Origin of the sequence: Spirosoma rhododendri, from assembly GCF_012849055.1 — a bacterium.
Taxonomy (GTDB): domain Bacteria; phylum Bacteroidota; class Bacteroidia; order Cytophagales; family Spirosomataceae; genus Spirosoma; species Spirosoma rhododendri.
In genome coordinates, this window is the sequence record NZ_CP051677.1 from 5,085,471 (window position 1) to 5,102,477 (window position 17,007).

Here is a 17,007-nt window from a genome sequence, read left to right on the forward strand (position 1 = left end):
GCGTATAAGGTACAGGTTAGTATATACGTCGAAAAGGACTGTTTTGTGGAAGCAACGCTCAACTTACGTCCGGGCTCGGCGGTTCGGTCGACAATGCCTATTTTTGCGCATCGAATGCAAGCCGGTTTCCGTTGATTCTATGCCTTATCAATCCATACAGCAGTTATTGAAGACCGCCCCTGTCGGCACGGTCGTTACCGTGAAAGGCTGGGTGCGTACCAAACGCGAAAGTAAAAACGCCGTATTTATCGCCCTCAACGACGGCTCCACCATCAATACCATTCAGGCCGTAGCCCAGCCGGACCAACTGTCCGACGATCTGTTGCGGCTCATCACGACGGGTGCCTGCCTGTCGGTTACGGGCGAACTGGTCGAGTCGCAGGGTTCGGGGCAAGCGGTCGAACTGAAAATCAGCGACGTGCTCGTCTACGGCCCCGCCGACCCCGACAAATACCCGCTACAGCCCAAGCGGCACTCGCTGGAGTTTCTGCGCGAGATCGCCCACCTGCGGCCCCGCACCAACACCTTCAGTGCTATCCTGCGCGTTCGCCACGCGCTGGCGTTTGCCGTACATAAGTACTTCAACGACAACGGGTTCTATTACCTCAACACGCCGATTATTACGGCGTCTGATGCCGAAGGAGCCGGCGAAATGTTTCGCGTAACAACCCTCGACGCGACCAAACCACCCCTTACCGAGGAAGGCAAGGTCGACTACAGTCAGGACTTTTTTGGGCGCGAAACCAACCTGACCGTATCGGGTCAATTGGAAGGCGAACTGGGGGCGATGGCATTGGGCAAGATCTACACCTTCGGCCCGACTTTCCGCGCTGAGAACTCCAACACGACCCGCCACCTAGCCGAGTTCTGGATGATTGAGCCGGAAATGGCCTTCCACGAACTAGAAGACAACATGGCGCTCGCCGAAGACTTCGTTAAAACTGTCATTCGCTACGCCCTTGACAACTGCGCCGACGATCTGGCTTTTCTGGACAACCGGCTCAAGGAGGAAGAAAAAACGAAGAAGAAAGAAGAGCAAAGCGAACTGAGCTTACTGGAAAAGCTGCGGTTTGTGGTCGACAACGAGTTTCAAAAGCTGACCTACACCGACGCCATCGAGATTCTGCTCAACTCGAAACCAGCCAAGAAAGGGCAGTTCCAGTATGAGGTTAGCTGGGGTGTCGACCTGCAATCGGAGCACGAGCGGTATCTGGTCGAGAAGCATTTCAAGAAGCCCGTTATCCTGACCAACTACCCCCGCGCGATCAAGGCGTTCTACATGAAGCAGGACGACGAACCCGCCACCAATGACCGGGGGCAGGTATTTGGCCCCACCGTTCGGGCGATGGACGTGCTCTTTCCGGGTATCGGCGAAATCATCGGCGGTTCGCAGCGCGAAGACAACTACGACAAGCTGGTGGCCCGCATGGAAGAAGTCGGTATCGAGCCCGACGCACTGTGGTGGTACCTCGACACGCGCCGGTTTGGTTCGGCTCCGCACGCTGGTTTCGGACTGGGCTTCGAGCGGCTGGTGCTGTTCGTAACGGGCATGGGCAACATCCGCGACGTTATCCCCTTCCCCCGCGCCCCCAAACAGGCAGAATTTTAATCGTTGCGTTTAAGGTTTGTTGTTTAACGTTTAAAGTTGATGTAATCAGCCAAACCTTGAACTACAAACCTTAAACATTAAACCCGCGCAGCATGCTCCTTGCCCTCCCAATCTTTCTTGCGTTGTCGTCTGGCTTTGTCGTCGTCGGTGTGTATACCGAGCGAAAAATCTCGGCGTTTATGCAGGACCGTTTGGGGCCGATGGAGACGGGGAAGTGGGGACTGCTGCAACTCTTCGCCGATTTGCTGAAGCTGCTGCAAAAGGAAGACATCGTACCGACGGCAGCCGATAAGCGGCTGTTTCTGCTGGCCCCGGCGGTTATCTTCGCGTCGGTCTTTGCCGGTTTTGCCGTGCTGCCCCTCACCCCCGACTTACAGGGATCGGGCGCGGCCGTGGGTGTGTTCTACCTCATGGCCATCGTGTCGTTCGATGTCGTCGGTATTCTGATGGCGGGCTGGGGCTCCAACAACAAGTATTCGCTGTTCGGCGCCATGCGGTCGGTGGCGCAGATCATCTCCTACGAAATCCCCCTCGGCCTGACGATCCTGTGCGTCGTCATGATTTGCCAGACGCTTGATTTACAGACTATCAGCGCACAGCAGGGCATTTTTACCACAGACACGAATTACCTCTTTGGCCTGAAATCGCTGGGCATCGACGTGACGCACTGGGGCGGTATTTTTAGCTGGAATATCGTTCGCAACCCCTTCCTGATCGTTGCTTACGTCATCTTTTTCATCTGCACCCTGGCCGAAAGCAACCGAGCCCCGTTCGACCTGCCCGAAGGTGAATCCGAGATTGTGGGCGGTTTTCACACCGAGTATTCGGGGATGCGGTTTGCCCTGCTCTACCTGTCAGAATACGCCATGATGCTGCTCGTGTCGTTTCTGGGCGCGGTATTGTTTCTGGGTAGCTGGAATACGCCCCTACCCAACCTGGGGCCCGTCCGGCTCGCCGACTGGACAAGCGGAGCGCCCGGCACCATTTGGGGCAACGTCACGGGGCGTTCTGGCTGCTAAGCAAAGTCTTTCTGGCCGTGCTGGTGCAGATGTGGGTTCGCTGGACGTTACCGCGCGTCCGCGTCGATCAGATGATGTTTCTGTGCTGGAAAGTGCTCACTCCCGCCGGTTTGCTCCTGCTCCTGCTCTCCGGCATCTGGCGGCTGCTGATGGTCTGACCGATTGTCTCAAACAGCAAGATGCTGTTTGCTTAAACTACACATACATCCAAACAGCAAGATGCTGTTTGCCAGGCTACCCTGCGTTATGCAGCAGAGAAGCCGATACGAACGCGTGTCAGCCGGATATCAGCTCCCTTGAACTGCCGCTGCATTTCATCGTAAGCCATATCGATAGCTTCGTCGGGGTCGGCAGCCGCGATAGACCGGTCTACGTTAAGTAAAATATGCTGGTTCATGCTGTCAAGCACATCGAATATAATCCGCAACAGCTGTTTCTTTTTGTTTGCCATGATAGTCAGGTAAATAAACCGACACGTGCTGCACGTATTGGTTTGGGTCGCTGAGCAAAAGTAATGACAGACTATTACATTTGTATTATACATAGCAAATAAATAGTACACACGACCGTGTAGTACGTCTGTCAAGTATCATATTCGACCCGTTAGCATCGTGGCGCATCGGTTCGTACCTTTGCCGCCTTTTGCAGCGTATATTACATGGGTATACTTACACCAGATCCGACGGGAGATCTGGCCTGGCGAGTCGCCTGGCAATCGACAACTTTCCGTTGGAAATTCATACTTGGACTGATCGGGGTTATTACATTACTGCTGACGTTTCCGCTGTTCTTCCAGACAATCGAAAAGCATACCGGCCCCGTCCTGAGCGACTGGGTGCTGGCTCAACTGCCACCCCGCGACGTCTCCATCGCCATCTTCCTGCTGATCTGGGCCACAGCCGCCATTCTGGTTGTCCGTGCCCGACGCAGCCCGGCCATATTCATGCTGTTTATCTATGGCTACCTGATCGTTAGTCTGTCACGAATGCTCAGTATCAACCTGGTACCGCTCAACCCGCCCGTTGGTCTTATTCCGCTCATTGACCCGATCAGCAATGCCTTCTACGGCAAGTCGTACATCACCAAAGATTTGTTTTATTCCGGGCACACATCGACGATTTTCCTGATGTTTCTCTGCCTGCGCCGACCCGGCGACCGACTTTTTGCCTTTGTCGGCTCGCTGATCGTCGGGGGGTTGTTACTGGTTCAGCACGTACACTATACAATCGACGTTATCGGCGCTTTCGTCTTTACGTATCCGCTGTATTGGCTGGGCAAAAAACTGGCGCTGTCGGGCTGGAATCAGGTCGATACAAGGCCTGATTGAGGCAAACCTATTTTAAAAATTACGGGTTTACCCGGTCAGGGAGATAAATTGTACAAAACGGTCAAATCCCCGAAAAATCAAAACAACCCGTTGATTAGTAGTAAATTAAACCGTTAATCGGTCTAAATGAGGGGTATAAACAGCCTGAAAATAGTTAAAGTCACATTAATTAAATTCAGTCTACGTATTCCTAAAATTGTAAATTTTGTAGATTTGGGGCTTTACAAAACCATTGAGCCTGGCGTACACAACAGCGCCCGGCAACGGTTGGCATCGAACGCGGAGACCCCGAATTGTAAACCACCGATATGAGCAAAATAGACTTACCGCCCTTCACACTGGGCGAAACGATTACGTCCGAACAACGTCAGTTTTTCAACAAACATGGTGTAATCGTTTTTCGAAATTTTATCAATCCCGAAACGGTAAAATTATTCATCAGCGAAGTTGACCGTATTGAAAAAGAGTGGCTGGCCGAAGGCCGCGACAAGGTTAACGGTGTTCCGCTGAAATTTGGGCAGGATGAGGGTGGAAACCCGATGATTCAGCGAATGTGTTTCCTTTCGCAGCATAGCAGTGCCCTGCATGAATTTTTGCAGGACCCCCGTCTACAGGCCGTTGTTGACCTGTTGCAGCCGTACGAAGGCCGCATCGCCGAAATCGAGAAAGACGGGCTGATCCTGAACCACTACATCAAAACGCCCAACAGCAAGTTCTCGCAGATGGGTTGGCACACCGACAGCCCCCGCGATATCTTCCTGGGTCAGCGGATCATGCCAATGCTGAACGTGGGTATTCACCTCAACGCTACGCCCTACGAAAACGGTGGTCTGCGCGTAATTCCGGGTACGCACAAGCAGGGCATCCTGAAAATGCTGTTCCGCAAAAAGTATTTCGTCGATAACGACCCCGACAAGAAAGAAATTGGTTTCGATATAAACGCGGGCGACCTGTCGGTACACGACGGTCGGTTGTGGCACCGGGCGCAGCAGTCGCCCCATGTCGGCGAAGCAAGTCGCCGTCGGGTAATGTACGTACCGGTCGTGACGGGTAAGTACATGCCGAAGAACGAGCACAGCAAAACGCCGTTCTACCACCGGTTTATCTCGAAGGTCAATATCTAATTGAGTTGTAAAGTCATAGAGTTGTAAGGTTGTAACGTTGCCTCCAGTGTAACCTACAACCTTACAACTCTTTGCTTTTTGGCGCCTTCCAGCACCCAACGTCTGTTACGTTTAGTACTGGCGTTAGCAACTCTTCAACTTTACAACCTTATAACTTTACAACTTATAAATGCCCTACGCCCTCATCACCGGTGCCAGCAAAGGTATTGGTCTGGCCATCGCCGACGAATTAGCCCGGCGTAAGTACGATCTGCTACTGGTAGCCCGTTCGGGCGATCTGCTGACGAAAGAAGCCGCTCGTTTGGCGTCGACGTATGGTATCAAGACCGATACGCTGGCGGTTGATCTGGCCGAAACGGGTGCAGCCCAGCGGGTATTCGATTGGTGCCAGCAACGGCAATACACCGTGCAGTTGCTGGTTAACAATGCGGGCTACGGGCTGAGCGGACTGTTTGAGCAGCACCGGCTGGGCGAACACCTCGCGATGATGCAGGTCAACATGACTACGCTGGTCGAGCTGACCTATCTGTTCCTACCCCAACTCAAGCAGCAATCCCGCGCCTACGTGCTGAACATCGGCAGTTCGGCAGCTTATCAGGCGATTCCCCGCCTGAGTCTGTATGCTGCTTCCAAATCATTTGTCCTGCAATTCAGCCGTGGCCTGCGGCAGGAGCTGAAGAAAACGGGAGTCAGCGTTACCTGCGTCTGCCCCGGCGCTACCGATACCAACTTTGTCGACCGGGCGCAGATCGGCGAGAAAGGACGGAAAGCAGCGGAAAAAGTAAACATGACACCGGCCGAGGTAGCGCGGCAGGCGGTTGCGGCTACGCTATCGGGGCAGGCCGAACTGGTTACGGGCGCCCTCAACAAGCTGGGTAAACTTATGGCCTGGCTGCTACCCAAAGGTTTGGTTGAAACGACAGCGGGTAGCATCTACGAGTAGAGACCGCCCGATCTATCGTGGCACTTTCTTTGCAGATACCGGGTTATAAGGACATAATTCACTTTCCGACGTTGGATGCCGGTGATTGTAAATACCCAAAGCGGGTATGTCACCCTTGCCTGCCGACGTCCACTTCATTCATGCAATTTACTGATTTAGAACTGATTGACCCTATTCTGGCGGCTTTGACCGAAGAAGGGTACTCATCACCCACACCCATTCAGCAGCAGGCAATTCCCCTGTTGCTCAACCGCCGGGACCTGCTCGGCTGCGCCCAGACCGGCACCGGTAAAACAGCCGCTTTTGCCATTCCCATTCTGCAACTGCTCACCGCCGACAAGGCAAAGCAGGCAAACGCGCCCCGGCGAATCAAAACGCTGGTGCTGACCCCAACGCGCGAACTGGCTATTCAGATCGACGAGAGTTTTGCTGCCTACGGCCGTCACCTGAACATGAAGCACACCGTTATCTTCGGTGGCGTTTCGCAACACAGCCAGGTCAACACCATCCGGTCGGGTATCGATATTCTGGTGGCAACACCGGGTCGTCTGCTCGACCTGATGAACCAGGGCATTATCAACCTGCGCGACGTTCAATACTTCGTGTTGGACGAGGCCGACCGCATGCTCGACATGGGCTTTATCCACGATGTAAAGCGGGTAATTGCCAAGTTGCCGGAGCGTCGGCAGTCGCTGTTTTTCTCGGCAACGATGCCGCCCGATGTGGCGAAACTGGCCGATACGATTCTGAACAATCCGGCGAAGGTTGAAGTAACCCCCGTTTCGTCGACCGCCGACACGATTCAGCAGGCCATGTATTTCGTCAGCAAAGACGACAAGCGGAAACTGCTGACACATATTCTGGAAGATAGCCGCATCAAATCGGTGCTGGTATTTGCCCGGACGAAACACGGTGCAGACCGGGTTGCCAAAGATCTGGTAAAGGCTGGTATTCAGGCCGAAGCCATTCACGGCAACAAGTCGCAGAACGCCCGGCAACGCGCCCTGACCAATTTCAAAAGCCGCGAAACCCGGGTGCTGGTTGCGACCGACATTGCAGCCCGTGGTATCGACGTCGATGAACTGTCGCACGTGATTAACTACGAGTTGCCGAACATCCCCGAAACTTACGTTCACCGCATCGGGCGGACGGGCCGGGCGGGGCATGACGGTATTGCGCTGTCGTTCTGCGATGAGGAAGAAACCGAGTACCTGCGCGACATTCACAAGCTGATTGGCAAGAAGGTGCCCGTCATCGAAGAACACCCGTACGTGCTCAACATCGATGCATCGACGGTAACGCCGAAAGCTCCGCAACAGCAGCGTGGGCAGGGTCGTGGTCAACGGCCACAGCAACAACGCAGCGGCAATGGCAACCGTCCATCGGGGCAGCAAAGCCGGAGCAACGAGCAGCGGTCAGACGCCCCATCGGGTCAGCGGTCTCAATCGAACAGCCGCCCCTCGTCTGGTCAGGGTCGCTCTGGGCAGGGCGGTCCTGCCGGGGGCCGGTCAGAATCAGGGCGGGACAACCGCAATGGTCAATCAAACGACCGGCGCGACAGCCGCAACAGTAACAGTCAGCCACAAAGCAACAGTCGACGCGATGGACACCCGAATCAGTCGGGACGGCCAAACCGCGACGGCGATGAAAAGCCGAGCCGGGGTACGGGCAACAGTCGATACCTCGATTTCAGCAACGATAAGAACTATTGATAATCAGCCCCGGCACGCAAAGCCGGGGCTTTTTTATTGGTGGGTTACTCGTTCTTAGCAACGTACTGATTCTCCTGTGTCTGTGTCCTCACCGCGCCACGGAGGAAGACACCTATGCGTCAGCCATCCGCAACCTACCGGGAAGGTGTCTGCCTCCGTGGCGCGGTGTCTTCGCAGACACGGGAAACTGTCTGGTCATTCTCCCATCAAAAAACCGGTTACTTTGGTAGTAACAAACCTTCACCAGTTACCTCGATGGAGACGACGCTATTTTCGCTGACGGGCTTTGCCGTGCTGGTGCGGATTCTGGCCAACCCGTTGGCAAACGTTCTTCAGAAACAACTGACCCACCGCGCCATCGATCCGTTGATTCTTACAAGTGCCACGTTTGGGCTGCTTACAGTAGCTTGTCTAACCGGATGGCAGCAACTGATGTTCGCTGGCCTGTCCGACACGTTCTGGCTGAACATGGTACTAACCAGCCTGTTTGCGGTGCTGGGCAACGTGTTTCTGGTGCGGGCACTGCGTGTCGGTGATCTGTCGGTGCTGGGGCCAATCAACGCCTATAAATCGGTCGTTGGGTTGCTGTTAGGCGTGCTGCTGCTCCACGAAGTACCGAACGGCTGGGGCATGGTCGGTATGCTGCTTATCATCGCGGGCAGTTACGTCGTCATTACCAACCGGCATGAACCGCTGTCGTGGGATACGCTGCAACGACCCGAAGTACGGTTGCGGCTGCTGGCACTCGTTTTTTCAGCCGCCGACGGTGCGTTTCTGAAAAAAGCTATTCTGGAATCGACACCCTTCGTGGCTTTCTTTTACTGGTGTGGACTAAGCTTCGCCTTTACCCTCGGCTGGATAAGCCTGACCGCCCGGCGCGGCTGGCAACCCCAGTTCACCGCCCTGATGTCTCACAAAGGTCAACTTGCCGGGCTATGTGTGCTGGTCGGGCTGACGCAGTTTACCAGTAACATCGTTTTGTCCCGAATGTCAGTCGGTTATACGCTGGCCCTGTTTCAACTATCGGCACTGGTCAGCGTGGGGCTGGGCTACCATTTTTTCCGGGAACAACATATTGCCCGCAAACTGCTGGGCGCGGGCATTATGGTTGCTGGAGCAATGCTAATTACGCTACTTGGCTGACGCTACTTTTCATCTGACCAGCACTCTCCGGCCAGCGTCGTAATGCGTAACAGTACGATATTCGGGTCATCTTTGCCTTCGGGAAACCATTCCTGCACATTGTCGTCCCACAATTCATCGACTTTCGCCTGATCGCTTACCACCTCCGCCGTTCCCGATGTGCTGACTGTCACTTGTTTTTCGGGGCTGGAAAAGCCGAGGGCAATGGCAGGATGCTGTTCGATCTGGGCGACTTTATCTGAATTTTTGCGGGTGTAAAACCACATCGTTCCGTCGGGGTCAAGCTGGCGCGTCAGCATGGGGCGGCTACGCAGGCTACCATCCGGCAACTGGGTCGTCAGCAGGGCCAGTTTGATGTCCTGAATATTCTTTTTGATCTTATTGAACTCGTGGGGACTAAGCTTTTCTTTGGTTTCCATAAACGCATATGTCGAGCCGGTATAAGTAGCTGTTCTGGCGTAAGGTTTGGCAATCGGCCAACTTTTCGGTAAGTATGCATAAACCGATCAGGCATCGCGACTTGTTATCAGGCTATGGCGAAGATTTATAAATCCAGCAATCCCGACGATATTCCGAAATACGACAAGGCATACTGGTGGTCGAAAACACCGCAGGAACGGCTCGACGCGGCTCTGAAACTCATCCGCCGGGCTAAAGCCATTTACTACGCAAACCCGGCAAACCCGCCACTCGGCAATGGAGGACAGGTACTTAAATCTAATAAGCCTATTCAACGAAGAAAGCGTTGAATACGTCGTGCTGGGGGCCATGCTGTTATTGCTCATGGTTATGTGAGGACAACAGGAGACATCGATATTTTTGTAAAACCGTCTACCGAAAATGCGGAGCGGTTATTACGTGCCCTGCATCGCTACGGATATACAGATAGCGAATTCGAACTAGCGGACTTTACGACAGTCCCTAACTACTTATCGTTCAGCCGATACGATGAATGGATTGATTTGATGACGTTCACACTGGGCGTGACGTTTGAGGAATGTTACGCAAACCGCATTGTTCTACCAATCAACGGTATCCCCACGAACGTTATCAGCCTGCCAGACTTGATTCGAAACAAACGTGCACTGGCCCGCCCTCAGGACTTACAGGATTTGGAGAACCTACTGGGTGGCGACGCTGTCTAACCGTTTCGTTTCGGCAACATAACCCTGACCGCACATCCGTAGTTGAACAATAACGACACTACCCCGACCGGTTTCTACCCCATCGATGCAACGCTATTTTTTACTGGTTTTCGCCTGTTTTATGCTGTTTCAACTGCCGGGCTGCGCCCCCGCTACCGGGGCCCGAAAACGGATCACTTCAACGGCAAGCAATTCGTCAACCCCGGTCAGCCAAAGCAATCGGCGGGTAGTGTGTTCGAATGGCTGCTGCACCGCGACAAAGGCCCGTGGCCCGAACAGCCCGACGCGTATGTAGGCAGCAAACCACAAACCCGCGTGGAAGGCGACAGCGTTGTGCTGACATTCGTTAACCACTCGACGTTTCTGATTCAAACCAACGGACTGAACATCCTGACCGACCCCGTCTGGTCGGAGCGCGTCGGGCCAACGTCGTGGCTGGGTATCAAGCGCAAGCGGCCACCGGGACTGCGCTTTGAGGAATTACCCCCTATCGACGTCGTGCTGTTGAGCCACAACCATTACGACCACCTCGACCTGCCCACGATCAAAAAACTCGTCAAGGCGTACAACCCGCTGTTTGTCACACCGTTGGGCGTATCGTATTTGCCGAAGGGAGCGGGTGGTCGCGTGAGTAAAGAACTCGACTGGAACGACACCCTCCGCGTCAACGACAAGCTGTCGCTGACCTGCACGCAGGCCCAGCACTTCAGCAATCGGGGTCTGTTCGACCGCAACCAAACGTTGTGGGCGGGCTACTTGCTGCATACCTCGTTTGGCACCCTGTTTTTCTGTGGCGACAGCGCCTACGGACCGCATTACAAGCGGCTAAGCGAGCAGGCGGGGCCGATCAAACTCGCCCTGCTACCCATTGGCTCCTACCGGCCGGAGTGGTTTATGGCCCCCGTCCATATGTCGCCCGCCGGGGCCGTACAGACGATGCTCGATCTGAAAGTACCTCAGGCAGTGGGCATTCACTTTGGCACATTTCAACAGGGAGACGATGGTTTGTACGAACCGGCGGCTGATCTGAAACAGGCTTTGCTGAACCGGAACCTGCCGGCCAGCCGCTTCATCGTTCCGCAGGAAGGGCGGCCTATGGTGTTTCACTAGGGCTTTCCGTACTTTTGCGGCATGGAACGTACCGACCGGGAAATACGCAAGAGTGAACGACTGACGCATCTGAAATATGACATCCGTGGCCCGGTCTACGAAAAAGCCCTCGAACTGGAGAGTCAGGGGTACAAAATCATCAGTCTGAACATCGGGAATCCGGCTCCGTTTGGTTTCGATGCACCCGACGAGATCGTTCACGACATCATCCTCAACATCCGCAACGCGCAGGGGTATTCTGACTCGCGGGGGCTGTTTGCGGCCCGTAAAGCGGTCATGCACTACACGCAGACGCTCGGACTGCCGGGCGTTACGATCAACGACGTGTACATTGGCAACGGGGTGAGCGAGCTGATTCTGCTGTCGATGCAGGCGCTCATCAACGAGGGCGACGAAGTACTGGTCCCCTCGCCCGACTATCCGCTCTGGACCACATCGGTAGCCCTTTGCGGGGGTAAGCCCATTCACTACCACTGCGACGAAGTCAACAACTGGAACCCCGATCTGGCCGATATCGAAAGCAAAATCACTGACCGGACGCGGGCTGTCGTCGTTATCAACCCCAACAATCCGACGGGTGCCGTTTACGATCAGGCCATACTAGAGGGCATCGCTCGTATCGCCGAGCGGCACAGCCTGATCGTCTTTGCCGATGAGATTTACGACCGCATCCTGTACGACGGATCCGTGCATCACCACATGGCCCGTTTCGTTCACGACACGCTTTGTATTTCGATGGGTGGCCTGTCGAAAAACTACCGGGCGGCAGGTTTTCGGGGTGGCTGGCTGATTCTGAGTGGCGCACGGCAGCAGGCCAAATCGTACATCGAAGGGCTGACCCTGCTGGCGAGTCTGCGGCTTTGCGCCAACGTTCCGACGCAGTACGCTATTCAGACGGCCCTCGGTGGCTACCAGAGCATCAACGACTTGGTAATGCCAATGGGGCGGCTTTACAAGCAGATCATGCTGGCTTATAACCGGCTGGTTGCCATTCCCGGTATAACCTGCGTCAAGCCAAAGGGCGCGCTGTACGTATTCCCCAAAATTGACCTGAGTCAGTTCCGCATCGCCGACGACAACGAGTTTGTGTACGATCTGCTGACGGAACAAAAAGTACTGGTCGTGGCCGGAACGGGCTTCAACTTCACCAACGACGGTCATTTCCGCGTCGTTTGCCTGCCCTCGGTCGATGAGTTAACCATCGCCATGGACCGCATCGAAGCCTTCCTGGAAAGCCGCCGGAAATAACGGTATATGGTGTGGTGTTGGGGTCACGATCCAACACGCTTGAGTAGAGCGACAAGGCTGTCTCCGACAGCATCCTGCTGTCGGAGACGCGTTAGCGGCTAAAAGGGTCCCTACCAATTAGCCTGTCGGCTCCGACAGCAGGATGCTGCCGGGGACAACGTATCAGCCAGTTCATCCGGTGTAACAACCATCCGGGTGCAGAGACGCAAAGGATTGCGTCTCTACGAATCAGCAGCTCATTTTATCGACCCGGCGCTGATGACGACCGCCCTCAAACTCGGTGTTTAGAAACGCATCGATGCAGGCGTAGGCCGTATCGAGATCAATAAATCGTTCGGGCAGGCACAGAATATTGGCGTCGTTATGCTGCCGGGTTACCTGCGCCAGATCAGGACGCCAGACGAGCGCGGCCCGAATGCCCTGGTGCTTGTTGGCCGTCATTGATACGCCTTCCCCACTCCCACACACCAGAATACCCCGCTCGGCCTTTCCTGATTCAACAGCATTGGCGACGGGGTGAGCAAAGTCAGCGTAGTCGGCGGAATCGGCTGAGTACGTACCAAAATCTTCGACCGTGTAGTCGTGGTCGATCAGCCAGGTTTTGATGGCTTCCTTATACATAAATCCGGCGTGATCGGCACCGATGGCAATGGATTGAGGCATGGGCAGTTGGCTCGTATTACAGCGCGAAAACAAAACGTTTTTCCAAAAATATCCGTTATTACAATCCCCTCTGCAATTAATCTGACTGGCATGGCTGACAGACAGACTCGACAATTTGCAAAGTGTAGTAAGAATCAATCAATTATGTGCCCGTCAGTCACCCTCACTGCCTGTTAAGAATTAGTATGGAAACAACGAAAGAAAATGTTCAGCGCTCCGAAACACAGAGCACCGAACGCATAACGCAGGACTTACCCAAACGCGACGAATTACTGCTCACCCCCGACGAGCAACGCATCAAAGAAGCCTTTCAGGATCACAACTGGAACGAGATAAAAACCGCCGACTCGTGGGTTATTTTTAAAGTGATGGCCGAGTTCGTCGAAGGCTTCGACAAGCTGGCCAAGATCGGTCCCTGCGTGTCGATCTTCGGGTCGGCCCGCACCAAAGCCGACAACCCGTTCTACAAGATGACCGAAGAAATTGCGGCCAAACTGGTACGGCACGGCTACGGCGTCATTACGGGCGGTGGCCCCGGCATCATGGAAGCGGGCAACAAAGGGGCGTATGAGCAGGGCGGCAAATCGGTCGGTCTGAACATCAAGCTCCCGTTTGAACAGCATAGCAACATTTACATAGACGCCGACAAAAGCATCAACTTCGACTTTTTCTTCGTCCGCAAGGTGATGTTCGTCAAATACGCGCAGGGCTTCGTCGTAATGCCCGGCGGGATGGGTACGCTCGATGAACTGTTTGAAGCGTTGACGCTGATTCAAACCAAGAAAATCGCGCGTTTCCCGATCGTGCTCGTCGGCCGCACGTACTGGCAGGGCCTGATCGACTGGATCACAGAGGTCATGCTGGGGCAGGAACACAATATCAACCCCGAAGACATGAAGCTGATTACGATTGTCGACACCCCCGAAGACGCCGTAAAAGCCATCGATGACTTCTACACGAAGTACCTGCTGAAGCCGAACTTTTAAGGAAATGATAGAATGACGGAGTGATAGAATGATTGAATATATTCTAAATCGATTCAATCATTCTATCGCTCCGTCATTCAAAATTCTAAATACGGTGCGATTTTTTCGATCGTCGGTGCGTCGAGAATACGGATTGGCTTCAGCGATTCGGCGGACGTGTAGGCACCGTGCTGCTCGCGATACCGGACGATAACCTCGGCCTGACGACGCGACAGAAACGGGTGCTTATCCAGATCGGTCGCGCTGGCGGTGTTGATGGAAATTCGTCGTGGGGCTGAGCGAACCTGTCCCAGCCGCGTCAGTTCGACCCGCCCCATGGAATCTAGCCCGTAGATATCGGCAAACTGTGCCGACGAGACAAAGCCCCCTAGTGCATTCCTGAATTTCAGAATCCGGCTCGCCGACGCGGGGCCAATGCCGTTGAGTGCGACAAGTTGCGCACTATCGACGGTGTTGATGTCGAACGGTTGCAGCACAGCCCGTTCGGTACGAGGCCGGTCGGGGTAGCGATTGCCAGACGCGTAACTAAACGATGCCGGACGATTCTCGTACTGACGTGTACCCCCGTTAGCTGCCGACGCATTGTTTTGGGGTAATGTGATGTACGGTTCTAGCTCAGCGTACAGCGTTGGCGGGAAATTATAGATTTTCAGCAGATCGGTTTTCTGCCTGAACTGCCCGCCCTTACTCCGATACTTATCGATTCGTTCGGCCATCCATTGCGGTACGCCCAACCGCTCCCAATCGGCAACACTGACGGTGTTTGGATTGAATAAAAACCGTTCGGCAGCGCGACGGGTGTGGGGAGAAAATCGTTCCGCGTCGGTGCGGTCATGGTCTTCACTACGACCGTAACGTGGCTGAGTCGCTTCTTCGTCCTGCATCAGCGTCAGCAAGCTATCCAGTTTTTTCTGATCCGTAACCGACGTGTCGACCGGGCGGGTAGGCATCAGCCGTTTATACAAAACGGTCGTCAGCAGGGCAATTAGTACGAACGCCAAGAGAGCCAGAATACCGCGTCCTTCGTGGTACGATACACGGAAATAGTCGCTGACCAGCGACTGTAAACGACGAAACATGATGTATACGGTGGGTAGTTGACTAATAAACGGTCAGCAACATACACATGTAGATTACGCCATGCGTTGTGTTTTGATTAAGCGGTATGTCTTGAACTGTGATTTTTATGATTACGCGGATGGACTATGATTTTTCTTCAGGATTGTCTGAACTGTGATTGTCGCTGATTTCTCTGATGGACTATGATTTCTTCTTGTAATCAGTGAAATCAAAAAATCAGATGAATCACAGTTCAAGATTGTCTTGAACTGTGATTCATCTGATTACGCGGATGAACTATGATTTTTTTCTCTTGTAATCAGTGAAATCAAAAAGTCAACCGAATCATAGTTCAGACAATCTTGAACTGTGATTCGGTTGACTTCTCTAATGGATTACGATTTCCTTTTCCTGCAATCAATGAAATCATGAAATCATAAAATCATAAAAATCACAGTTCAAGATAAATCAGCGGCCAAGTCGCAGGATCTTGCCGGAAGACAGGTCGCAGAGGTATAGCTCTTTTTTCTGGTCTTCACCGAAAGCTGAAATCGAACCGGCACGGGCAACAATTTCCTGGTTCGTCACTTTCTTGCCGTCGGTCGTGGTCAGTGCCCAGACGCGTCCACTGGCGAAGTCGGCGTAGATATATTTGCCTTTCAGCGACGGAACCGCACTGCCCTGATACACAGTGCCACCGGTGATCGAAACGTTGCCATCATCGTGTTTGTACTGCCAAATCGGCTCAATCAGGTTATCAGGTTTCTTGCCATCCGGCTCCTTGTATGGCTGACGACCTTCTTCAATGCGCCAGCCGTAATTGCCCCCTTTCGTTAGAATGTCGACTTCTTCAAGCTCATTTTGTCCGACGTCACCCGCCCAAAGCCGGTTTTTGTCGTCGAAACTGATGCGCCACGGGTTACGGAGGCCATACGCGAAAATCTCAGGTCGAGCCTTGGCATCCTTCGCAAACGGATTGTCGGCGGGAATACCGTAGTGGCCTTTTTCGGTGCTGTTCACGTCAATACGCAGCACTTTACCCAGCCAGCTCTGGCGATTTTGCGCGTTGTTTTGTGGGTCGCCCCCGCTGCCGCCGTCACCCGTTGAGATATACAGGTATCCATCAGGTCCGAACAGCACCTTACCGCCATTGTGGTTGGCGTAGGGCTGGTTGAACCGAATCAGGACGACCTCGGTAGCCGGGTCAATCGTCGTGGCCGATGGCGATGCGGCTTTAAATCGGCTGATAATGGTTTCGCGCGGATTATTTTTGGTGTAGTTGACGTAGAAATAGCCGTTCTCGCGAAACTTCGGGTGGAAAGCCAGACCCAGCAACCCCATCTCGCCACCGTACCCTACTTTGTTGCGGATGTCCAGATAAACCGGTGCTGACGTGGCGTTGACACTGTTGTCAAACGACCGGATGCGCCCGGCCTGCTCTACCACAAACACCCGGTTGGTGCCGTCCTGCGCATATGTGTATTCGACGGGTGCATCGAACGTGAGCTTGGGGTATGCGTTAACGACGTTGACGGCGGCTTTTGGCACGGCAGATGACGGTTTTAGCTTGCCGGATTTACTAGTGAACGAAGGCAGCATAGATGCCTGCTCAACCGGCGCGGTACCGTTGACACCGGTTGGTTGAATAAATGTATTTGCTAGCCACGCAAAGCCTGCTGTTGCCAGCAGGCAGATGCCGAAGGGGGTTATTGCTTTAATAGACATAACTTATAACGAAGAGTTGGCAGGTTGTTTGCAAAGCTGACGCCAAACCCGTCTCTCGAACTTAACAGAGCCGTATCGAGTTGAAAAATGAGATATTAGCCGCCCCAACGACGAACAGATGCCCGCTCAGTCCTGGCGGCTGTTGGCTGCGTTCCTCACAGCGGGGCAGGTTTTCCACTATCAATCTAAGCCAC

Annotated in this window: 15 protein-coding genes and 1 pseudogene; 11 read left to right on the forward strand and 5 right to left on the reverse strand. The window is 53.9% G+C overall.

Translation table 11 applies throughout. The features are described from left to right. Positions 1-139 precede the first annotated feature (139 nt). On the forward strand, positions 140-1,609 hold the full coding sequence (gene asnS, locus HH216_RS21145) for an asparagine--tRNA ligase (protein WP_169552645.1): 1,470 nt from the start codon (positions 140-142) through the stop codon (positions 1,607-1,609). A 92-nt stretch (positions 1,610-1,701) separates the two neighbouring features. Further along, positions 1,702-2,786: pseudogene (locus tag HH216_RS21150) on the forward strand (complex I subunit 1/NuoH family protein). Positions 2,787-2,872: 86 nt separating this feature from the next. On the opposite strand, the gene HH216_RS21155 reads toward HH216_RS21150, so the two are convergent. Then, the gene (locus tag HH216_RS21155) at positions 2,873-3,079 is read right to left on the reverse strand and encodes a hypothetical protein (RefSeq protein ID WP_169552647.1); all 207 of its coding nucleotides are present in this window, start codon (positions 3,077-3,079) and stop codon (positions 2,873-2,875) included. Positions 3,080-3,286: 207 nt separating this feature from the next. Here HH216_RS21155 and HH216_RS21160 point away from each other — a divergent pair, with 207 nt between their 5' ends. The 5 genes from HH216_RS21160 (at position 3,287) to HH216_RS21180 (ending at position 8,877) form a co-directional block, all read left to right on the forward strand. Further along, on the forward strand, positions 3,287-3,955 hold the full coding sequence (locus HH216_RS21160) for a phosphatase PAP2-related protein (protein ID WP_169552648.1): 669 nt from the start codon (positions 3,287-3,289) through the stop codon (positions 3,953-3,955). A 308-nt stretch (positions 3,956-4,263) separates the two neighbouring features. After that, positions 4,264-5,079 carry a phytanoyl-CoA dioxygenase family protein gene (locus tag HH216_RS21165; protein WP_169552649.1) on the forward strand — a complete coding sequence of 272 codons (816 nt, stop codon included), beginning with the start codon at positions 4,264-4,266 and terminating at the stop codon, positions 5,077-5,079. Positions 5,080-5,248: 169 nt separating this feature from the next. Further along, positions 5,249-6,022: an SDR family NAD(P)-dependent oxidoreductase gene (locus tag HH216_RS21170; RefSeq protein ID WP_169552651.1), complete on the forward strand. Its 774-nt coding sequence runs from the start codon at positions 5,249-5,251 to the stop codon at positions 6,020-6,022. Positions 6,023-6,162: 140 nt separating this feature from the next. Further along, complete coding sequence (locus tag HH216_RS21175; protein WP_169552653.1) at positions 6,163-7,734, forward strand: DEAD/DEAH box helicase; 1,572 nt, start codon at positions 6,163-6,165, stop codon at positions 7,732-7,734. 255 nt (positions 7,735-7,989) lie between these two features. After that, positions 7,990-8,877, forward strand: a complete 888-nt coding sequence (locus HH216_RS21180; protein ID WP_169552655.1) for an EamA family transporter — start codon at positions 7,990-7,992, stop codon at positions 8,875-8,877. A 2-nt stretch (positions 8,878-8,879) separates the two neighbouring features. On the opposite strand, the gene HH216_RS21185 is transcribed toward HH216_RS21180, so the two are convergent. Continuing rightward, positions 8,880-9,296 carry a pyridoxamine 5'-phosphate oxidase family protein gene (locus tag HH216_RS21185; protein WP_169552656.1) on the reverse strand — a complete coding sequence of 139 codons (417 nt, stop codon included), beginning with the start codon at positions 9,294-9,296 and terminating at the stop codon, positions 8,880-8,882. 114 nt (positions 9,297-9,410) lie between these two features. Between HH216_RS21185 and HH216_RS21190 the strand changes: the two genes are divergently transcribed. The 3 genes from HH216_RS21190 (at position 9,411) to HH216_RS21200 (ending at position 12,380) form a co-directional block, all read left to right on the forward strand. After that, on the forward strand, positions 9,411-9,626 hold the full coding sequence (locus HH216_RS21190; RefSeq protein WP_169552657.1) for a hypothetical protein: 216 nt from the start codon (positions 9,411-9,413) through the stop codon (positions 9,624-9,626). A gap of 438 nt (positions 9,627-10,064) precedes the next feature. Further along, on the forward strand, positions 10,065-11,132 hold the full coding sequence (locus HH216_RS21195) for an MBL fold metallo-hydrolase (protein WP_254448553.1): 1,068 nt from the start codon (positions 10,065-10,067) through the stop codon (positions 11,130-11,132). Between the two features lie 21 nt (positions 11,133-11,153). Then, entirely contained in the window at positions 11,154-12,380 is a 1,227-nt protein-coding gene (locus HH216_RS21200) for a pyridoxal phosphate-dependent aminotransferase (RefSeq protein WP_169552658.1), read from the forward strand. Positions 12,381-12,608: 228 nt separating this feature from the next. Here the strand turns inward: HH216_RS21200 and rpiB are convergent, their stop codons facing one another. Continuing rightward, complete coding sequence (gene rpiB / locus HH216_RS21205) at positions 12,609-13,043, reverse strand: ribose 5-phosphate isomerase B (protein WP_169552660.1); 435 nt, start codon at positions 13,041-13,043, stop codon at positions 12,609-12,611. Between the two features lie 185 nt (positions 13,044-13,228). Between rpiB and HH216_RS21210 the strand changes: the two genes are divergently transcribed. Then, on the forward strand, positions 13,229-14,029 hold the full coding sequence (locus HH216_RS21210; protein WP_169552662.1) for an LOG family protein: 801 nt from the start codon (positions 13,229-13,231) through the stop codon (positions 14,027-14,029). A gap of 77 nt (positions 14,030-14,106) precedes the next feature. Here the strand turns inward: HH216_RS21210 and HH216_RS21215 are convergent, their stop codons facing one another. Continuing rightward, positions 14,107-15,108 carry a ComEA family DNA-binding protein gene (locus HH216_RS21215; protein ID WP_169552664.1) on the reverse strand — a complete coding sequence of 334 codons (1,002 nt, stop codon included), beginning with the start codon at positions 15,106-15,108 and terminating at the stop codon, positions 14,107-14,109. Between the two features lie 448 nt (positions 15,109-15,556). Next, positions 15,557-16,813, reverse strand: coding sequence for a PQQ-dependent sugar dehydrogenase (locus HH216_RS21220; RefSeq protein ID WP_169552665.1), 1,257 nt, complete (start codon positions 16,811-16,813; stop codon positions 15,557-15,559). Positions 16,814-17,007 lie beyond the last annotated feature (194 nt).

Bases quoted from the DNA above. Each gene is read 5' to 3' on its own strand.
- asnS (WP_169552645.1), top strand. From the start codon at position 140: ATGCCTTATCAATCCATACAGCAGTTATTGAAGACCGCCCCTGTCGGC.
- HH216_RS21155 (WP_169552647.1), bottom strand. From the start codon at position 3,079: ATGGCAAACAAAAAGAAACAGCTGTTGCGGATTATATTCGATGTGCTT.
- HH216_RS21160 (WP_169552648.1), top strand. From the start codon at position 3,287: ATGGGTATACTTACACCAGATCCGACGGGAGATCTGGCCTGGCGAGTC.
- HH216_RS21165 (WP_169552649.1), top strand. From the start codon at position 4,264: ATGAGCAAAATAGACTTACCGCCCTTCACACTGGGCGAAACGATTACG.
- HH216_RS21170 (WP_169552651.1), top strand. From the start codon at position 5,249: ATGCCCTACGCCCTCATCACCGGTGCCAGCAAAGGTATTGGTCTGGCC.
- HH216_RS21175 (WP_169552653.1), top strand. From the start codon at position 6,163: ATGCAATTTACTGATTTAGAACTGATTGACCCTATTCTGGCGGCTTTG.
- HH216_RS21180 (WP_169552655.1), top strand. From the start codon at position 7,990: ATGGAGACGACGCTATTTTCGCTGACGGGCTTTGCCGTGCTGGTGCGG.
- HH216_RS21185 (WP_169552656.1), bottom strand. From the start codon at position 9,296: ATGGAAACCAAAGAAAAGCTTAGTCCCCACGAGTTCAATAAGATCAAA.
- HH216_RS21190 (WP_169552657.1), top strand. From the start codon at position 9,411: ATGGCGAAGATTTATAAATCCAGCAATCCCGACGATATTCCGAAATAC.
- HH216_RS21200 (WP_169552658.1), top strand. From the start codon at position 11,154: ATGGAACGTACCGACCGGGAAATACGCAAGAGTGAACGACTGACGCAT.
- rpiB (WP_169552660.1), bottom strand. From the start codon at position 13,043: ATGCCTCAATCCATTGCCATCGGTGCCGATCACGCCGGATTTATGTAT.
- HH216_RS21210 (WP_169552662.1), top strand. From the start codon at position 13,229: ATGGAAACAACGAAAGAAAATGTTCAGCGCTCCGAAACACAGAGCACC.
- HH216_RS21215 (WP_169552664.1), bottom strand. From the start codon at position 15,108: ATGTTTCGTCGTTTACAGTCGCTGGTCAGCGACTATTTCCGTGTATCG.
- HH216_RS21220 (WP_169552665.1), bottom strand. From the start codon at position 16,813: ATGTCTATTAAAGCAATAACCCCCTTCGGCATCTGCCTGCTGGCAACA.